Annotated in this window: 16 protein-coding genes; 11 read left to right on the top strand and 5 right to left on the bottom strand. The window is 27.7% G+C overall.

Features of this window, described 5'->3' with window-relative positions; all coding sequences use genetic code 11:
- The first annotated feature begins 12 nt into the window (after positions 1 to 12).
- The 4 genes from blaCDD (at position 13) to KGF38_RS08855 (ending at position 5,237) form a co-directional block, all read left to right on the top strand.
- A complete protein-coding gene (blaCDD, locus tag KGF38_RS08870) occupies positions 13 to 951 on the top strand; it encodes a CDD family class D beta-lactamase (RefSeq protein WP_054268974.1) in 939 nt (312 codons plus the stop codon).
- Positions 952 to 1,242: 291 nt separating this feature from the next.
- Entirely contained in the window at positions 1,243 to 1,749 is a 507-nt protein-coding gene (locus KGF38_RS08865) for a GNAT family N-acetyltransferase (protein ID WP_054268975.1), read from the top strand.
- Between the two features lie 147 nt (positions 1,750 to 1,896).
- The gene (locus KGF38_RS08860; protein WP_054268976.1) at positions 1,897 to 2,580 is read left to right on the top strand and encodes an ABC transporter ATP-binding protein; all 684 of its coding nucleotides are present in this window, start codon (positions 1,897 to 1,899) and stop codon (positions 2,578 to 2,580) included.
- Positions 2,577 to 5,237: an ABC transporter permease gene (locus KGF38_RS08855; RefSeq protein ID WP_074179990.1), complete on the top strand. Its 2,661-nt coding sequence runs from the start codon at positions 2,577 to 2,579 to the stop codon at positions 5,235 to 5,237. The genes KGF38_RS08860 and KGF38_RS08855 overlap by 4 nt, the downstream gene beginning before the upstream one ends.
- A 193-nt stretch (positions 5,238 to 5,430) precedes the next feature.
- Here the strand turns inward: KGF38_RS08855 and KGF38_RS08850 are convergent, their stop codons facing one another.
- The 3 genes from KGF38_RS08850 to KGF38_RS08840 form a co-directional block, all read right to left on the bottom strand.
- Positions 5,431 to 6,612 carry a sensor histidine kinase gene (locus KGF38_RS08850; RefSeq protein ID WP_054268978.1) on the bottom strand — a complete coding sequence of 394 codons (1,182 nt, stop codon included), beginning with the start codon at positions 6,610 to 6,612 and terminating at the stop codon, positions 5,431 to 5,433.
- Positions 6,612 to 7,274, bottom strand: coding sequence for a response regulator transcription factor (locus KGF38_RS08845; protein WP_054268979.1), 663 nt, complete (start codon positions 7,272 to 7,274; stop codon positions 6,612 to 6,614). The genes KGF38_RS08850 and KGF38_RS08845 overlap by 1 nt, the downstream gene beginning before the upstream one ends.
- A 112-nt stretch (positions 7,275 to 7,386) precedes the next feature.
- The gene (locus KGF38_RS08840) at positions 7,387 to 8,025 is read right to left on the bottom strand and encodes a TetR/AcrR family transcriptional regulator (RefSeq protein ID WP_054268980.1); all 639 of its coding nucleotides are present in this window, start codon (positions 8,023 to 8,025) and stop codon (positions 7,387 to 7,389) included.
- A gap of 179 nt (positions 8,026 to 8,204) precedes the next feature.
- Here KGF38_RS08840 and KGF38_RS08835 point away from each other — a divergent pair, with 179 nt between their 5' ends.
- The 5 genes from KGF38_RS08835 to KGF38_RS08815 all read left to right on the top strand — a co-directional run bounded on the left by KGF38_RS08835 (position 8,205) and on the right by KGF38_RS08815 (position 12,292).
- Positions 8,205 to 8,810 (top strand): MBL fold metallo-hydrolase, encoded by a 606-nt coding sequence (locus KGF38_RS08835; RefSeq protein WP_054268981.1) that lies wholly within the window; start codon positions 8,205 to 8,207, stop codon positions 8,808 to 8,810.
- Between the two features lie 103 nt (positions 8,811 to 8,913).
- Positions 8,914 to 9,639, top strand: coding sequence for a PadR family transcriptional regulator (locus KGF38_RS08830; protein WP_054268982.1), 726 nt, complete (start codon positions 8,914 to 8,916; stop codon positions 9,637 to 9,639).
- Between the two features lie 100 nt (positions 9,640 to 9,739).
- On the top strand, positions 9,740 to 10,498 hold the full coding sequence (locus KGF38_RS08825; RefSeq protein ID WP_054268983.1) for an ABC transporter ATP-binding protein: 759 nt from the start codon (positions 9,740 to 9,742) through the stop codon (positions 10,496 to 10,498).
- A gap of 4 nt (positions 10,499 to 10,502) precedes the next feature.
- The gene (locus KGF38_RS08820) at positions 10,503 to 11,243 is read left to right on the top strand and encodes an ABC transporter permease (RefSeq protein WP_054268984.1); all 741 of its coding nucleotides are present in this window, start codon (positions 10,503 to 10,505) and stop codon (positions 11,241 to 11,243) included.
- Positions 11,243 to 12,292, top strand: a complete 1,050-nt coding sequence (locus KGF38_RS08815) for an ABC transporter permease (protein WP_054268985.1) — start codon at positions 11,243 to 11,245, stop codon at positions 12,290 to 12,292. Before KGF38_RS08820 ends, KGF38_RS08815 begins: the two co-directional genes overlap by 1 nt.
- A gap of 118 nt (positions 12,293 to 12,410) precedes the next feature.
- On the opposite strand, the gene KGF38_RS08810 is transcribed toward KGF38_RS08815, so the two are convergent.
- Positions 12,411 to 13,070: a chloramphenicol acetyltransferase gene (locus KGF38_RS08810; RefSeq protein ID WP_054268986.1), complete on the bottom strand. Its 660-nt coding sequence runs from the start codon at positions 13,068 to 13,070 to the stop codon at positions 12,411 to 12,413.
- Positions 13,063 to 13,641: a TetR/AcrR family transcriptional regulator gene (locus KGF38_RS08805; protein WP_054268987.1), complete on the bottom strand. Its 579-nt coding sequence runs from the start codon at positions 13,639 to 13,641 to the stop codon at positions 13,063 to 13,065. Before KGF38_RS08805 ends, KGF38_RS08810 begins: the two co-directional genes overlap by 8 nt.
- Before the next feature lie 372 nt (positions 13,642 to 14,013).
- On the opposite strand from KGF38_RS08805, the gene KGF38_RS08800 reads away from it, so the two are divergent.
- Together KGF38_RS08800 and KGF38_RS08795 are read left to right on the top strand one after the other, a co-directional pair.
- Positions 14,014 to 16,062, top strand: coding sequence for a penicillin-binding transpeptidase domain-containing protein (locus KGF38_RS08800; protein WP_074179991.1), 2,049 nt, complete (start codon positions 14,014 to 14,016; stop codon positions 16,060 to 16,062).
- A 472-nt stretch (positions 16,063 to 16,534) separates the two neighbouring features.
- Positions 16,535 to 19,252 carry an EAL domain-containing protein gene (locus KGF38_RS08795; RefSeq protein WP_054268989.1) on the top strand — a complete coding sequence of 906 codons (2,718 nt, stop codon included), beginning with the start codon at positions 16,535 to 16,537 and terminating at the stop codon, positions 19,250 to 19,252.
- Positions 19,253 to 19,333 lie beyond the last annotated feature (81 nt).

Genomic DNA, 19,333 nt, shown 5'->3' with positions numbered 1-19,333 from the left:
ATGATATAAAGTATGAAAAGAAAAAATGATTTTATTTGGATAGTTATTCTCCTAATTGTCATAGCTATGGGAGTATATTATGTAGGAAAAAAGCATAACGATACAAAACAAAAGTATGATAAGAATTATATAAACTCTGAATTAAATAACTCTAAAACTGAAAACAAGGATAAAAACAAAAAAGAAAAAATTAATATAGTTGATTATAGTGATTGTTTTAAAAATATTAGTGGAGGAGCTGTTTTTTATAATACTAAAAATAAAGAATATAATATATATAACAAAGAATTAATCGAAACAAGAAGGTCACCATGTTCTACTTTTAAAATAGTTTCAACTCTAATTGGTCTAGAAAAAGGAGTAATAAACTCGAAAGAATCAGTTATGGGATATGATGGAACAATTTATAAAAATAAAACTTGGAATAGAAATCTTAATTTGGAAGAGGCATTTAAGCAATCTTGTGTTTGGTACTATAAAAAATTATTAAATAAAGTTGACTCTAATTCTGTTCAAAAAATTCTAGATGATTTAAAATATGGAAACTGCGATATTAGTGAATGGGAAGGCGATTTAAAAAATGGAATGGGACATTTAAATGGATTTTGGTTAGAATCTTCATTACAAATATCTCCAAAAGAGCAAGCAGAAACAGTAGCAAAGATATTTGAAGGAGATACAAGCTTTAAAAAAGAGCATATTAATATTTTAAAAGATATTATGAAAATAGATGTAAATGACAAAAACATAAATTTGTATGGAAAAACTGGAACAGGATATGATGGAAAAAATCAACATGTAGATGCTTGGTTTGTTGGTATGGTAGAGATTAAAGATGATACTTATTATTTTGCTATTAAATCAGATGATTCCAATAAAGAAGTTACAGGTCCAAAGGTAAAAGAGATTGCAGTTAATATAATTAAGAAATACTATAATATCACAAAATAAGCTTAATTTTATTTGCATGTATAAGCTATTTAGTCATTAAATAATTTTACTAAGTTAAGTATAGATTATGTCTAAATCTTATAGTACATAAAATATTTGTTATTGAGTAATAAAATAAATCATAATACATATTAAAATAAATGTTAATAGCTCTTAGAGACTATGCAATATATTAAAAGTATAAATAAAATATGTTGCATAGTTTTTATTTTACATTATAATCTTAAATAATATATAAAAATATATAAAGGCAATTAAAGAATAAAATAATATTTTAAGGAGCTGAAGGTTATGGATAGACTACTATATATCAGACCTGTATATGATGAAGATGTCAAATTGATAGAAAACTGGATTAACCAAGAATATATACTTAAATGGTTTAAAAGTTCTGAAGAATGGATAAAAGAAATTAAAGCTAGATTTGGGGAATTTAGTTTTATAAAACATTTTATTGTTATGTATGATAATATGCCAATTGGGTTTTGCCAATATTATGACTGTCTTAGTGCAAATGAAATCTTTCACCCTGAAATACTAATTATAGGTACGTTTAGTATAGATTATTTAATTGGAGAGGAAGAGTATTTAAGGAAAGGTATTGGAAAAGCAATCATTAAATTGCTTATACATAAAATATTTAATGAAACAGAAGCTGAAAGAATAGTAGTTAAACCAGAAAAAGAAAATCTTGCTTCTTGTAACTCTTTAAGAACGAATAATTTTGAATACGATGAAGAAAATGATTTATATCACTTAAGTAAGAGTGATTTTTTGAGTAAAAGTGACTTAGACTAATTAAAAATAATTAAAATATAAATGTGTTTATAAAATATAATTTGCCTAATTAAAGCAAGTATTTTAATAGTTGTTTATATTTAGATTTGTGTCACTATAATGTCATTTTAGGTTGATAAAATTTAACCATAAAGGAGATGATTGTATATGGAAATACTAAAATGTGAAAATCTCACAAAAATATATGGTTCAAATCAAACTAGGGTGACAGCCTTAAATAATGTGAATTTATCAGTTCAAAAAGGGGATTTTGTATCCATTGTAGGAGCATCTGGTTCTGGTAAATCAACATTATTACACATGCTTGGAGGAGTAGACAGACCAACATCTGGGAAAATTTATATTGAAGATACAGAAATAGCAAGTTTAAAAGAAGAAGCTCTAGCAGTTTTTCGACGTAGAAAAGTGGGTCTTATCTATCAATTTTATAATCTTATACCAACTCTTGATGTCAGAAAAAATATATTATTACCGATGTTACTTGATAAAAGAAAAGTGGATGAAGAGAGATTTTCTGAAATTGTATCAATACTAGGATTATCTGATAGATTAAATCATCTTCCAAGTCAACTTTCAGGTGGACAACAACAAAGAGTATCTATAGCTAGAAGTTTAATCTATAGACCAGCTATTTTATTAGCAGATGAGCCAACAGGTAATCTTGATAGAAAAAATTCAGAAGAAATTGTAGACTTACTGAATATATCAAATAAACGATTTAATCAGACAATACTTCTTATTACTCATGATGAGAAAATAGCACTAGAAGCAAATCGTATTGTAACTATGGAAGATGGTATGATTGTCTCTGAAAAGGTGGTGAAGAAATGAATATTCTTCAAGAATACACCTTAGACTTTGTACGTCGCAATAAACGCAGTAGTATAGCCATAATGTTAGCCATATTACTTACTACAACAATGATGTCTTCTTTATGTGGGCTATTGTATACGATGTGGAGTGATTTCGTAAGACTTTCAATAGAGAAAGAAGGTAACTGGCATGGTGAATTATTTGATACTACCTATGGAAGTGACCTATCATTAATTGAAAATTTTTCTTCTGTTGATGATGTAATGGTGAAAGGACAATGGTATGTAGGGAAAATTAGTAATGACAAAAGAGATTATATAATTTATAGAAATGCTACATCAGAATACTGGAACTCCATGCCAGAAAAAGACACTATACTAGAAGGTCGTCAACCAAAGAATGCTAATGAAATTGCACTTTCAAAACAGTACTTTGAAAGTAATCCAAGTACAAAGATTGGTGATAAGATTACTATTCCAATAGGTTATAGAACTTTAAATGGAAATTCTCTTGAACCTGTAGCTCCAAAATCAAAAAGTGAGAGTTTTAAAAAAACTTCAGAAATAACATTAACAATAGTAGGAAAAATGGATGTTACAACATCATCAGTTGTACCTGCATACACAGCTTTAGGATATTTGGATAAAAAAAGTATAAAACCCAATGATAATATAACTGTGTACTTACGATTTAAAAATATACGAGATACATATAAAGAACTCCCAAAGCTTGCTAAGTCATTGGGGTGGAAAACTAACGAATATGGAAAATATAATCTTAAATACAATAGTAATTATCTTTTAAAGATGTTAGTATTTTCTCCAGAACAGAAAGCATCTATGAATAGTATAGAAAAATTTGCAACTCCAATTATGTACTTTACAATAGCAATTTTTACAGTAGCAGTATTTGTAATGGTGATTTACAATGCATTTTCATTATCAGTAAATGCTAGACTTACTCAATTAGGGATATTATCTAGCATTGGTGCATCACCAAAACAAATTAGGAAATCTGTGCTATTTGAAGGCTTTTTATTAACTATTATACCTCTGCCAATTGGTTTATTTTTAGGCTGGTTATTGTGTGATAGACTTATAATTTATATTAATTCAATCAATTCTTCTACAGGTACTCAAAGTGTGGTATATACTTATGGTATTCCTGCTTTTTTACCAGCAGTTTTACTTACAATAATAACAGTCTGGATTTCTGCACTTATACCAGCACGAAAAGTATCAAAGATATCTCCTATAGAAGCAATACGACAAGGAGATAGTATTAAGATAAAAAAATCACATAAATATTCGCTAGGAAAGATATTTGGTATAGAAGGAGAACTTGCAATGAATGCACTTCATGCACGTAAAAAATCCTATCGTACTGCAACAATATCTTTAACACTATCTTTTCTATTGCTTACAGGTTTTTTGCATATAATCGCAAACCAAGAAGGAGCAGAAGATGTCTATGGAAGTGACGCTTATGAAAAACAAAGGGATATATCAATCCATTTAGCAAATGGAGAATCTGTAGAGCCTGCTTTTATTGAAAAACTAAGTAAGACAGAAGGTGTAAAGAGTTCATTATGTTATCTTAAAATGTCTGCTGCTACTTGGTTAACTGAAAAAGATGCCTCGAAAGAACTTGCAGAAAATGGTGGATTTAAAGGTGTAGTTTCATCTAAAAAATACTCTCCTATAGAACGTAATGGTAAATTTCGTATATACTCAGCTATAATTGGACTTGATGATAAGAGTTTTACAGAATATTGCAGACAAATTTCTGTGGACCCGAAGATATTCTACAATACAGAAAATCTAACTTCAATTGTATATAATAAAGAGGAAGATATTAATCGTAGTACACGAAGAGATAAAGTATATATAGATTATTTAAATCTTTCAATAGGAGACAATCTTAAATTAAATGAAAGAATATATGATGAAGGTAAAGGCGATTATACTTTTAATATGAAAGTGGGAGCTATTACAAATAAGCTTCCTCAAATAATAAATACTAATTCAAGATATACATTAATTCAAATAGTACCAATGTCTATAGTGCAGGAAATATCTAAAAATTATAATGAAGAAGGTAGACTACGTTCAAATAATATGATGGGATTATTTAAAGTAGATAATCGTGAAGATATCCCAAAAGTAAAAGAAAAATTAGAGTCTATTTATAATAAAGCTTACGGGTCTGGAGATTATAGTATTGAGGATGTTGTAGAAAATGAAGAAAAAGATGCTAGTGGAAGAAAGACTATGAATTTAATAGTGAGCTTCATTACAGGATTGTTGGCTATGATTGGATTATCTAATGTATTGGCCACAGTGTCAGGGAATCTTAGAAGCAGAAGACAAGAGTTTGCCATGTTACGTTCTGTTGGATTATCACCAGATGGTATAAAAAAGATGCTTGCTTTAGAAGGATTATTTTTAGGAATTACACCATTATTACTCAGTATTCCTGTACAAATAGCAATAGTATATATTTTTCTACGTATAAATGAAATACACTTTATAGAGTATTTACCATTTGCACCTTTATCTACAATAATAGGTTTTACTGTATTGATACTTTTTATTGTAATATCATCATATATGATAGGATATAAGCAATTAAAGAATGAAAATATAGTAGAATCTATAAAAAATGAAACAATATAAATAAAAGTTATCTGAATTAATTTAAGAATAACACCTTAAGACTATTGATAAGTATAGGTATGGTTCTATTATTTATTTAATAAAATTTGATTTATTTAATAAAGTATGAAATATAAATAGAAATATATTGTTTAAATAATAGATAGGATATAAATATGACTGGATTATAGGATTTTACCTATAATCCAGTCTTTTATGTGTAAAATTTAATTATGAACCTTGCACCACCATTATGACAATTTTCTGCATGCAGAGTTCCGTTTTGACGTTCTATAATAGACCTTGATAGAGCAAGTCCTATACCAATACTATCCTTATTAGCATTTTTACCACGATAAAATCTATTAAAAATATATGGGAGTTCTTCCTGAGAAAATCCATTACCATTATCCTCTATAATAATTTCAGTATATAGAGGATTTTTGTTGTAGTAAGCAATAATATGTCCACCATTTTCTATATGTTCACTACAATTTTTGAAAATATTCAAAAGAGCTTCTAAAGTCCAATTAATATCAACTTCAAATTCTACTGAATCGCAACTTTCTATAGAAAGTGTTTGATGTTTTTCTTTTAAAGAATCTTCTATAGGCTCAACTGCATAAGTGAGTAGAGAATGTACATCTATAAGTTTTCTTTCAAATATTAAAGTACTTGTATCCAATTTTGATAATATAAGTAAAGATGAAACTAATCTCTCAAGTCTTGAGATTTGATTTGTAAGTCTATGAATATAATCTATTTCCTCATCAGAGCAACTTTCTGAAAGTAGTTGTGCCATAAGTGACATAGAAGTAATTGGAGTCTTAAGCTGATGTGCAATATCTGCAAGATTATCAGAAAGGGTCTGCCTTTCTTTTAAAGCAAATTCCTTTGAACAACGAAGCTCTCCTACTGTTTTGTATATCTCATCTTCAAGGTGAGAAAATTCATCTTCACATCGTAAAAGCACAGACTCTTTTCCTGAGTTTACTTTTTCTAAGTATCTAGTAAGATTGTTTATTCTATTCATTTTTTGTATATTTTGTTTATGTTTAAGTATATATACAACTAGAGCTATTGTTGAAATTATAATAAAAGAAACCACGAAAAAGTAAAAAAAGTTTTTACTCCAAAATGTACCTTTAGAGTATCCATGCTTTAATAAAATCTCATTTCCAATGTTAAGGTTATTATCACCTGAATCTTTTAGAGATTTTAGTATATGTTCTGTAGACTTAGGATTGAACTCATATGATGCACCAATAGCTTTAGACATCATTTTATATTCATCAAAAGAAGTTATAGTTGTTAGAATTACACTTAACAAAACAGTTATAGCGAAACAGAATAATATAAACACAGCTGTATTATTGATGTCTCTTGGAGTTTTCACTAATTATCCTCCATTCTATATCCTATGCCTCTCAATGTTTTTATACAAGGTGGATTTTTTAATTTTTCCCTAAGACGTTTTATTGTAACAGTAAGGGTATTGTCATTGACAAAGTTGCCATCTACGTCCCATAGCATTTCTAATAACTTTGTGCGAGTCATAGCTTTATTCTTATTTTCCATCAAGCTTAAAAGGAGCTTATATTCTCCTGCTGTCAAAAGTACTTCAACATTATCTAAATATACTTTGACTTCAACTTTATTCAATTTTATATTTTTGCATGTAATAGTATTGTTAATATCAGGATGAGTTCTTCTAAGAACTGCATTAATTCTAGATTGGAGTACTGAAAGTAAAAATGGCTTAACCACATAGTCATCTGCACCCATATCTAATCCATGTATAATGTCTTTTTCATCATCACGAACAGTCAAAAATATTACTGGAGTATCTTCTATACTTTTAACATATTGACAAAATTCATATCCAATACCATCAGGTAAATTTAAGTCAAGTAGAACCAAATCAATAGTTTTATCAAAGTTTTTCTTCGCTTCAGCAATAGTATTATAACAACACACTGTGTGATTTTTCTTTTCAAGAGAAGTTTTTATCCCAAATGTAATTGTATCATCATCTTCCAGAAGTAGTATTTTAGCCATTTACTTTTAATCCTTTCATCAGTTTAAATTTTTAATTTTAGATTTAATATTTTTTCATATTAAAGATAGGAAAAGTATAATTTAAGTAATATAAAGTTTAATTTATAAACTTCTAAACTTTAAGTGAATTTATCAAAAGAGAAAGTGTTGTTTCAATAAATTTCTCTTCATCTATATTAAAATTATCTAGGTACGATTTTCCTGTTAAAGATAATAAATTAAAAAATCCTGTGAGGGTAAATATTGATGAATACATAAGAGTAGGTATTTCAATATCATATCTAATACTTCCATCATTTTTTCCAACTTCAAACATTGCTTGGATTTCGTCAAACATAAATTTGTTAAAAGAAAAAAACTTATTCTTAAATGGTATCTCTGTATCTGAGTTTCTCGATTGTACAGCACCAATCATCCCCATAAGAGATAGAAGTGAGGGATTAGTACAATAAAATTTATAAAATGCAAAGTATGAAAATTTTATTTTTTCAAATCCTGTTTTACCCTTTACATTTTCTATTTCAATACTATTCCAAAGTCTCTCATATCCTCTTAAAACGACAGCAAAAAATAAATCTTCTTTACATGAGAAATATTTATATATAGTACGTTTAGTATATTCAACTTCTTTTGCCAATTCATTCATAGTTGTATTATCAAAGCCATTAAGGCAAAATAATATTTCTGCCTTATCAATAATCTCGTTTTCTTTTTGTAATTTTTCTTTATCTCTTCTTGATAATTCTGACATATAAATTATTCCTTTCTATTGATAATAATGTATACCGATGGTATACTTGTGTAATTATGATATATTTATATACTGATGGTATACTTTTATGAAAATAAAATTGATATTAAGTCTTATAGATATTTATAACTTCACTAATTAATTATATAGGCAAAAGACTAAATAGGGGGAATTTATTTATGAAAATAACAGAAAATGTATTAATGTTAGATAGTACTTGTGGTTCAAATTGTTTTATTGTGTTTGATAAAGAGCTTACTCTTATAGACACAGGACTTCCTTTTATGGGGAAGAGCATAATTAAAGAATTAAAAACACTTGGAATTAAACTTACAGATATTAAACATATTTTACTAACACATCATGATGTTGACCATATATCTAATGTTAAGTTGCTAAAAGAACAGACAAGAGCGAAAGTGTGGGCTCATATAGAAGATATACCTTTTATTATAGGAGAGAAGGATAGACCTGGATTCAAAAAGTTTATAGGAAAGACAATTTCGAGAAGAATTATTAAGGATATTGAACCTTATGAAGAAAATATGAAGATTGGAAATATACAAATTATCCATACTCCAGGTCATACTCCAGGGCATGTGTGTATGGTTTTTGAAGATGTATTATTTGCAGGAGATTTAGTTAAAAATAAGAATGGGAATATAATTCCTTATCCTAATCTTTGGAATTGGGATTCTGAAAAGATGATGAAATCTATAAAAGAATTAAATAATTTTAAATATGAATGGATATGTATGTCTCATGGACTTCCTTGCATTAAGTAACAAAAATAACAATCTATAATAGGTATATCCTATATTATCTATTGACTATATCCAATATTGGTGATAATATAATATCCAAGATTGAGTATAGGTGGTGAATTTTATGATACGCACTTTAATTTTATATTATCTAAATATTAAACCAACACATGGGTATGAAATTCAGAAGTTTCTACAGGTGTCTGGTGCAGATAGATGGACTAAAATACAGTCTGGGTCAATATACTATGCGTTGACAAAACTAGAAAAAGATGGAGCAGTTAGGGTTTTAAGAGAAGAAAAAACTGGTGCTAGAATTCGTAAAATCTATGAGATTACCCAAAGTGGCAAATTAGAGTTAAAGGAAGAAATACAAAAAGAACTTCAAACGCCAATAGTACCAACAGGTTCAAATAAATTCCTATTACATAATATTTTGGATGTCTTACCTAAGGATATTTTACAAAAGAATCTTGAAAAGCATATAAAATATTTGATAGAACAGAAGAAGTATTGGGAAAATTGGAAAGAGATTAAAAAAATTGATAAAAAGAGTCTTGCAACAGAAAAGATTGCATTTGATATGACAATAGATAATCTAAATTATCAAATTCTATGGCATGAAGAAATATTAAATAATCTTGATAAGTATATATCTGTCGGTTGTGAGACGCAAAATATAATTAAATCTATAGATTTTTCAAATATAGAAGATGATTTTTTATTTACATCTGAGACAACAAATGAATTACTAGAAGTCCAGAGACTTAGAGATGAAATAATTGATAACCCAGATAAAGCTATAGAGAACATAGATAAAATAATATTAAAATTAAAAAATAAGCATTAAATTTTATTATAATAGCACGAGTAAAATACTCGTGTTTTAAAAAAATAATATATACAATGTTGGATATATAATATTGGTTAAATACTTGGGAGGTTTATAAATGAGTAATGTATTATTGGAGATTGAAAATATATCTAAGAAGTATAAGGACAAGGAAGTTATATCAGGAGAAAGCTTCAAGGTATTCGAAGGAGATATTTTAGGTTTTATTGGACCAAATGGAGCAGGAAAAAGCACATCTATAAATATGTTTACAACGATTGTGTCACCTGATGCTGGAAACATATATTATGAAGGAAAAAATATATCTAATCAAAAAAATGATTTTAAGCGTTCACTTGGTGTTGTACCACAGGAATTAGCTATATATGAAGATTTAAGTGCATATGATAATGTTAAATTTTTTTGTTCATTATATGGATTTAGAGGTAGAGAACTTAAAAATAGAACTAAAGAAGCTTTAGAGTTTGTTGGACTTTGGGAGAGACATAAGGAGTTTCCTTCAAAATTTTCAGGAGGGATGAAACGTAGGCTCAACATAGCCTGTGCAATTTCACATAGCCCTAAAATCCTTATTATGGATGAGCCAACAGTAGGTATTGACCCTCAATCAAGAAATAAAATTATGGAGGCAATTAAAGATATTAATGCTAATGGTACAACAGTTATATATACTAGTCACTATATGGAAGAAATTGAAATCTTATGCAATAGAATTGTTTTAATAGACAAAGGAGTGATTATAGAAGATTTAGATAAAAACTTATATAAAAGCAAATATTTTAAATTTGGTTGTAAGACATTAGAAGATATTTTTTTACATATTACAGGTACAGACTTAAGAGATTTGGAGGAATAAATAGATGAGATATTTTTTACCATTGTTCAAATTAGGAGTGAAACGAAGAAGTAAAGATTTTTTTATTTTATCTTATAATATTGTTTTTCCAGTAATCATCATCATACTATTAGGATATTTAACATCAAAATCTTATGGAGAGGAATTTACATCATACAATTATTATACCATTGTTACAATACCATTTTGTATTTTTATGGGAATCATTAGTGTTTCATATGCAGCACAGGATGAAAAAGTTTCAAATACATCATATCGTTATATGATTTCTCCTATTTCAGTAGCAAACTTAGTTCTTTCAAAACTCTTCTCTTGTACAATAATACTTTCACTATGCAATTTGATAACTTTATTTTTGTTAATAGGTATTTTTCATATGAGTTTTGGTGGAAAATTTTTAGCTGTTATTTTTCTTTTGACATGTGAATCAATTGTAGTATCATCCATTGGATTGTTTTTGGGATTTGTTTGTAAAAATTTAGATATGTTACGTAATATCATTAATATACCAATAGTGATTTTTGGCTTTTTAGGAGGAGTATTTTTTCCAGTTAGCTCATTAAATTCAACTATTTCATTAATAATAAATATATCACCATTAACATGGATTAATAGAGCTATAGTTGCTTGTATATATGATAATAACTTGCATCTCCTTTTTAATATATCATGCATATTTATAGTCACAAGTATATTTATAACAATACTTACAATTAAATTTTTCAAAAAGGAGGTTTTTATATAGTGAATTTAATAAACATTTTTAATAATAATTTAAAAAGAAGTATGAATAAGAGATTAGTTTTCTTAGTTACAATCTTATTCCCTATAATTGTAGTAATACTTGGGATATTGGCAAATTACATAAGTAAACCATCTTTCAATATTGGTATTTTAAATGATTACAAAAACGAACAACTCCTAAGCGAATCTGAAAAAAGAATATATGATAATACAATAATAGCTTTAAAAAATACTCAAGGAATCAATGTAGAGATTGCAGACCTTAAAACAGTTAAAACTGATATTATAACTGGGAAGTATTCAGCTGTTATACATTTTAATAAGAGTGATTTTAAGTTATATTCTGTAAAAGATAAAAATACGAATGATATATTAAAGTATTTAATAGAAAGATATAAAAAAGACTCAACTCCTATAGATATAAGTGAACTAGAAGAAAATACCTTAGGTATATTACAAAGAATAATTGCATTTATCATATTATTTCTGATGATAACATCTACTGTAACAGCATCAATGATTATCAAAGATAAAAACTCAGGTACATTTACAAGAGTACTATATTCTCCACAAAATATAAAAGGATATGTGTTAGGAAATATGTTATATAATTTTACAATAACATATTTTCAGTACTTAGTTTCAATATCTATAATTAAGTTATTTAAGGTTGATATTGGCATGGATTATATAGACTTGGTTTGTTTAGGAATTTTGGTATCAGCTTTAGCAACTTCTTTTGGAACATTTGTATCTTCTTTATTCAATAAAGAAATGTATGCAAATTTATTTTCTACATGTATAGCCCTTATAGTATCACTTATTGGTGGTTCATTTATTCCAATTGAGAAAATGCCAACAATGTTACAAAATATTAGCATTATAAGTCCAATACGATGGTTTATTAGTTTTGTGACTTATGTGGAAGAGAGAAAAGGAAGTTTTTTTAATATGGGTTATATTTTCATTTTAATAGCCATGACATTAGTTTTATCTTTATTAGCTATGAAGTTTACTCAAAGAAGCAAATACTTGAGTCATAATAATTGACTAATATAAAACTTTGTATAATGCAAAAGAGCCAATAATCTCTAATTTTCAAAGGTTATTGGCTTTTATTATTGTATCTAATCATTTTAATGACATTTTAAATCCAAAATATAAATTTTTAGTATAACCATTCCTTAGTATTAAAGCACATTTTTTGTATGTCATCAATAAAGCAACTTACATGGTATCCATCAGTAGATGCATGATGAACTGTTATAGAAAGAGGGAGAAGTATTTTTTCATCTTTTTGATAGTATTTACCTGCTTCAATCGTAGGGAAAAAATAATTTTCAAGACCATGATTATGCACAGTAAAACTCTTAAAACTAATCCAGGGAATACAAGAAACAGTATAACAGTTTTTTGGTTGATTTGGTTTTGCTAGAAAACCATAATTTTTTCCATATTCTTTAATATCAGCTAAATAATTTTCATAGAATATCGAAAAATCTTTATCATATTCTGTCCATATTGATGAAAAAGTCTTATCATCATCATGAAAGATTGCATAGAATGGTGTTAATGTACTCCAATAACCAAGTTCATCTTCATCATATGCAATTTTTAATTCTTTATATTGATTTAAGCAAGTCGTTATTATGTATAAATATGCTGGGTAAAATTTAATATTTCTTTCTTTCGTTTCCTTAATTAAATTAGTAATGTCTATTTCTATAGTTAAATCAAATCCTACATTTGTCATTTTTGAAAAATAGTAAAAATGTGTATATCGTTCCCAGTTTTGTAAGTCAATTTTATGGAATTCTCGTTTACTCATATGAAATCACCATATCCTTTATAATACTTATTTGATTATCAATATCTTCATTTGTAATCTTTAAAACAGGAGAAGATGTTTTCATACTATCAAATAAAAACATTATGTGTATTGCAATTGTTTTAGAGTCGCATTTTTTAAATTCACATTTAGATTGTCCATAGTCGATTAAATTTGAAAGCATTGTGATAGCTGAATTATATCTTTTATTCATATAATCACGTTGGTCCTTTTCTACAAAAGCAAATTCATGTATTGCAAAATTCAAACCACAATATTTACTTTTTATATCATTTTTTTGTTGCTGTAAAAAATATTCTAGCATATGTTTAGCTGATATATTTTCCTTGATACCCTTATCTAATAAATTTTGAGAGTCGTCTTTATGAGTATTTAGTATATTAATAAAAATTTCTTTTGTTGAATTAAAGTGTCTATACAGTCCACCACGACTTAAATTACATGCTTCACAGATATCTTTCATTGTTACATTACTATATCCTTTATCAGCAAATAACCTTATTGATGTATCAATAATAAATTGTCTAGTTTGTTCTCCTTTTGTTGGCATATGCTTTAACCTCCTTATTAACGACATGAGTGTCACTTTAATTATGAGACACATGTGTCGTTTTGTCAAGCCGAATTTATTCTCTATAAAGTGAATGTACAATAAAATAATATTAATTTATAAAACGGTTGGACAATACAAGAAGCATGATTTATTTTTAAATTGATATGAAGAGTAATTAAATAGTAATAATATTATTGACTTTTAAAACTTACGTGTGTAATATATAAGTTACTATCAATTATATATTTACCTACATATTTTTAGGATATACTTAAAAACATAACAAAAGTATAGAGTAGTTATGTTCATAAGATTCCTTTAAACATAAAACTTACATATGTAATATATAAAATAATAAGGGTGGTTTGTATGAGAAAAAATAAAAAAACAAGAAAAATGATAATTTTTGGTTTTCTAATTTGTTTACTTGTAGTTATTGTTGGTTTTTTAGCTAAATTCATATTAGAGGGACTCAATAAAAGCAAACCAGATGAAGTATTTAAGCAATATATGTCTTTTGCAAATGAAAGACAATATGAAAAGATGTACGACTTGTTAGATGAAAAGAGTAAATCAGAAATTAAAAAAGAAAAATTTATTTTAAGAAATAAAAAAATATATGAAGGAATTAATTCACGTAATATAAGTGTAAAGATTAATGAAGTTAAAAAAGAAAAAGATAGTGACAAAATAATAAAATACGATTCGAAGATGGATACCTTAGCAGGAGAAATTTCATTTTCAAATGAAGTGCCATTAAATAGAGATAAAGATGGAGATTATAGAATAAGATGGAAGTCAGATGTTATATTTCCAGAACTTGAAGAAGATAATACTATAAGAATATCAAAGCTTAAAGCCAAAAGAGGAAATATTTTAGACCGAAATGGAGTAATGATTGCAGGACAAGGCCTTGCATCAATGATAGGTCTAGTTCCTGAAAAAATGAGTGATAATACAGAAGACTTAAAAAAATTATCTACTTTATTAAATATACCAGTTGAACAAATTCAAAAGAAATTAAATGCATCTTGGGTAAAAGACAATTCAATGGTACCTATAAAAACCATCGAAAAAATAGAAGACAAAGCATTACAAGACTCACTTCTTAGTATCCCAGGAGTTAAGATATCTAATACAGAGGTTAGACAGTATCCATTAGGTGAAAAAGCTGGGCATCTAACTGGATATGTTCAAAATGTAAATGCAGAGATATTAAAGGAAAAAGAAGGTAAGAGATATAATTCTAATAGCATAATTGGTAAGATTGGTTTAGAGAGTTTACTGGAAGACAGGATACGTGGTATTGATGGATGTGAGGTTATTATAGCTGATAGATATGGAGATAAGAAAAAAACTCTAGTAACTGAGCCTAAAATAGATGGAGAAGATGTAAAATTAACTATAGATTCAAAACTACAAAGTAAATTATATGAACAAATGAAAAATGATAAAGGATGTGCAGTAGTTATGAATCCTAAAACAGGAGAAATCTTATCCCTTGTAAGTAGCCCATCATACAATCCAAATGAATTTATACTAGGGATGTCAGAAGATAGATGGAAGGAAGTCAATGAAAATGAAAACAAACCAATGTACAATAGATTTAAAGCACGATTATGTCCTGGGTCTTCTTTTAAACCAATCACTGCTGGTATTGGTTTAACAACAGGAAAGCTTAATTCAAATGAAAACTTTGGACACAGTGGTCTTAGCTGGCAAAAAGATTCTAGTTGGGGGAGTTATAAGGTAACTACATTAAAAGATTATGGTAACACTGTAAACATGAAGAATGCATTAATTTATTCTGACAATATTTATTTTGCTAAAGCAGCATTAAAAATAGGTGAAGATACATTATCAAAAGAGTTGTTAAAGCTTGGTTTTGAGGAAAGTATGCCGTTTGAATTTGGAATATCTTCTTCAAGATTTGGTACTGACGATAAATTTGACACTGAAATACAATTAGCAGATAGTGGATATGGTCAGGGGAAGGTTCTAGTAAACCCAGTACATATGGCATCAATGTATTCAACTTTTGTAAATAATGGAGATATGATAAAGCCATACCTTGAATTTAAAGATAATTCACATGCTGAATTTTGGAAGAAAGGTGTATTTTCCAAACAGTCTGTAAAAATTATTCGTGATGATTTGATTCAAGTTGTTGAAAATCCTAATGGCACGGGTCATAGTGCTATGACTAAGGGAATTACTATTGCTGGTAAAACTGGTACAGCAGAAATTAAAGCATCTAAAGATGATATTACAGGGACAGAACTTGGATGGTTCAACGCTTTTACTGTAGATGAAAATAGTGATAAACAGTATCTGGCAATTGCTATGATTGAAGATGTAAAGAATCGTGGAGGAAGCCATTATGTTATACCTATTGTTAAATCAATATTTGAAGATTAATTTTTCTTAATTTTAGGATTAATCTCATTCACTTGAAGATTGTATTTTATATGTTATTTTTTATTACCTATTTTTTAATATTTAAAAAATTTTATTAAAAGAAATAAAGTATATGTATTAAAAAAATTCATTAGATAGATTTACTTAAAAATTTAATCGTAAGTGAAATCATAAATTGTGATACTTGGGATATTTGACCTTAGAGATATAAGTAAAATAGCTAATAAATTATGAGAAAATCTTAATTATTTCCATATAATTACAAATATATAATATTATATTATTAAAAAAATCTTAAAATAAGAGAGGTATTTATTGTTGAAGAAAGCCAAATAGAGGAGTATAATGGACAAAGATAACTAATTTTAGTAGTACTTATACAAAGTAATTATATTTGTTTAATAAATACTTCAAAGTTACCAATAAATTAGAGATTAGTTTTTATTCCTAAATGAAATTGAAAGGGGACTGTATGAGAAGAAAAAGATTTCTAATCACTTTAAGTATAGGGCTTCTTTTTTCCAGCCTACTATCTATTTACTTAGTCTACAATTTGCAAGGAAATGCCAAAGTAATTAATTATACTGGGATTATACGTGGAGCAACACAACGTGTGATTAAGCAAGAATTGAATCATAAGCCAAATGATAAATTAATAAAAAGAGTAGATAATATTATTCATGAGCTTCAAGGTAGAAGTGGTGTGTATAATATTGCTTATGTAGATGACCATGACTTTCAAACTAATATGATTCAAATGGAAAGAGATTGGAAACGTTTAAAGCAAGAAATATATATTGTTCGTGATGGTGGAAAAAGTGATACACTCTATAAAGACAGTGAAGATTTTTTTGATTTAGCAGACAAAACAGTTTTATCTGCTGAAAAATTTAGTGAGAACAAAGTTTCTTCAGCTGAAAATATTTTGATTGTTTTAAATCTTTCATTTGCCTTATTAGTTATTTTTATTTATATGTATGATACCAAACAAGATATTTTGCAAAAGAAACTTGTACTAGCAGAAGAGGATAATCAGAGAAAAAGAGAACGTCTTATTCAATTGGCTGAAGACTTACAGGCTCCAATGAATGATATTTCAGAGCTTTTATATATCAGTGATTTAGAGACTTATGATTTATTATTTTTAAATAAAGCAGGTATTGAAAGTTTTAAGGTTGACCAAATAAAAGGGCAAAAATGTTATAAAGTACTACAGAAAAAAGATGAACCTTGTGAGTTTTGTACAAATTCTTATTTAAAAGAAAGTGAAAACTATACTTGGGAATTTACAAATCCAGTAACAGGTCGTCATTATCTGTTAAAAGACCGTTTAATTGAATGGGAAGGTAAGCCAGCAAGAATGGAGATTGCGTTTGATACCACAAAATCAGAAGAAGAGAAAATAAAATTACGATTTACACTTGAGGCTGAAAAAATAATTACAGAGTGTGTAGATATTTTATATAGAGATAGTGACATTAAAAAAGCAACTATGTCTGTGCTTGAAAAGTTAGGTCGTTTTTTATCTGCTGACCGTTCATATATTATTTATATTCGAGATGGTCTTATGTATAATGATTATGAATGGTGTGAGGAACATATTTTGTCGCAGAGAAACTATCTACAAGACCTTCCACTATCTACTATTGAGCGATGGATTCCATATTTTAATAATAAGGAATGTATAGTTATAAAAGATTTAGAAGAGATTAAATCTACATCGCCAGGGGAATACCAAATATTACATAATCAATCTATTACTAGTCTTGTTGTAGCCCCATTAGAACATAATGGAGAACTTATCGGTTATTTAGGAGTTGATAATCCGCCTCCAGATAAAATTATGAATATTGCATCATTACTTCAAACACTTTGCTACTTTATTTCCCTTGCTAGCCAACATTCTAAAACTCAGGAGCAATTATCAAAACTAAGTTATATTGATAAACTTACTTCTTTCTATAACAGAAATCGATTTATAGAAGATTCACAATCACTTACAAAAGTTGATATTTCTATAGGAATTATTTATTTAGATGTGAATGGTTTAAAGGATATCAATGATAAATATGGGCATGAAATGGGAGATAAGTTATTAATAGAATGTGCGAGACGAATGAAATTGGTATTTCATTATTCTGATTTTTACCGTTTAGGTGGAGATGAATTTGTAATTATTTGTCGTGAAATTGAAGAAGACGTTTTTAGTAAGAAAATAATAGAACTAAAAGGCGAATTTAGAAAAAGACCTACTTGCCAAGTTGCGATAGGGTCATATTGGGCGAATACAGTTGATGATATAGGAGAAATCATAAAAAATGCGGATGCAGAAATGTATGAAGATAAAAAAGCTTTTTATCGTAAACACTCTGTTTCTCAGAGATATCGCCATCATAGTGATGAAATGTTACATTTAAGCAAAGCTGAGGTTCTTGAAAGAGAAATACAAAATAATCGTTTTCTCGTTTATTTACAACCTCAGATTTCTTTCTCAGACCGCTCAGTTGTAGGTGCAGAAGCACTTATACGTTATTTGGATAATTCTAATTCACTTGTAGCTCCAAATAATTTTCTTCCTATATTAGAAGCATCTGGACTATTAAGTAAAATAGACTTCTATGTATTTGAATCTATTTGTAAGAAATTTAGCAATTGGATTGATAATGATGTTCCAATCGTTCCAATATCTATAAATTTTTCAGAAGAATCACTAGAAACACCAGAATTTGTGAATTGTTTAGTGTCAATTTGTCAGACTTATAATGTCCCTACCAAATACATAAAAATTGAAATAACAGAAAGAGTACATGATGAGAAGCATCTTGATGTGAAAAAAATCATATCAGATTTAAGAGATGTTGGTTTTGCTATTGCAATTGATGATTTCGGAACTGAGAATGCAAATTTAGCACTGCTCTCTGAAGTTGAGTTTGATATATTGAAATTAGATAAGAGCCTAATTGATAATATTGTATCGAATCCTAGAACAAAGGTGATTATGGAATATATTACAGGAATATGTCATAAATTAAATATTTATATGGTTGCTGAAGGAATTGAAACTGAGGAACAATTTTCTACGCTATTACAATGTAGAGTAGAGACAGCACAAGGATATTTATTTAGCAAGCCTATACCAATCGACGAATTTGAAAATAATTATCTAATAAAAAGTCATCTATTGAGCTAGATGACTTTTTTTTTGTGAATATGTATTTTCATGTTATTGATAAAATTGATAGACAAGTTTTAGATAAAAAATCAGGTTAAT

This window comes from Clostridioides sp. ZZV14-6387 (assembly GCF_020657835.1).
Classification (GTDB): domain Bacteria; phylum Bacillota; class Clostridia; order Peptostreptococcales; family Peptostreptococcaceae; genus Clostridioides; species Clostridioides difficile_A.
This window is presented reverse-complemented; position numbering and strand designations above follow the sequence as displayed.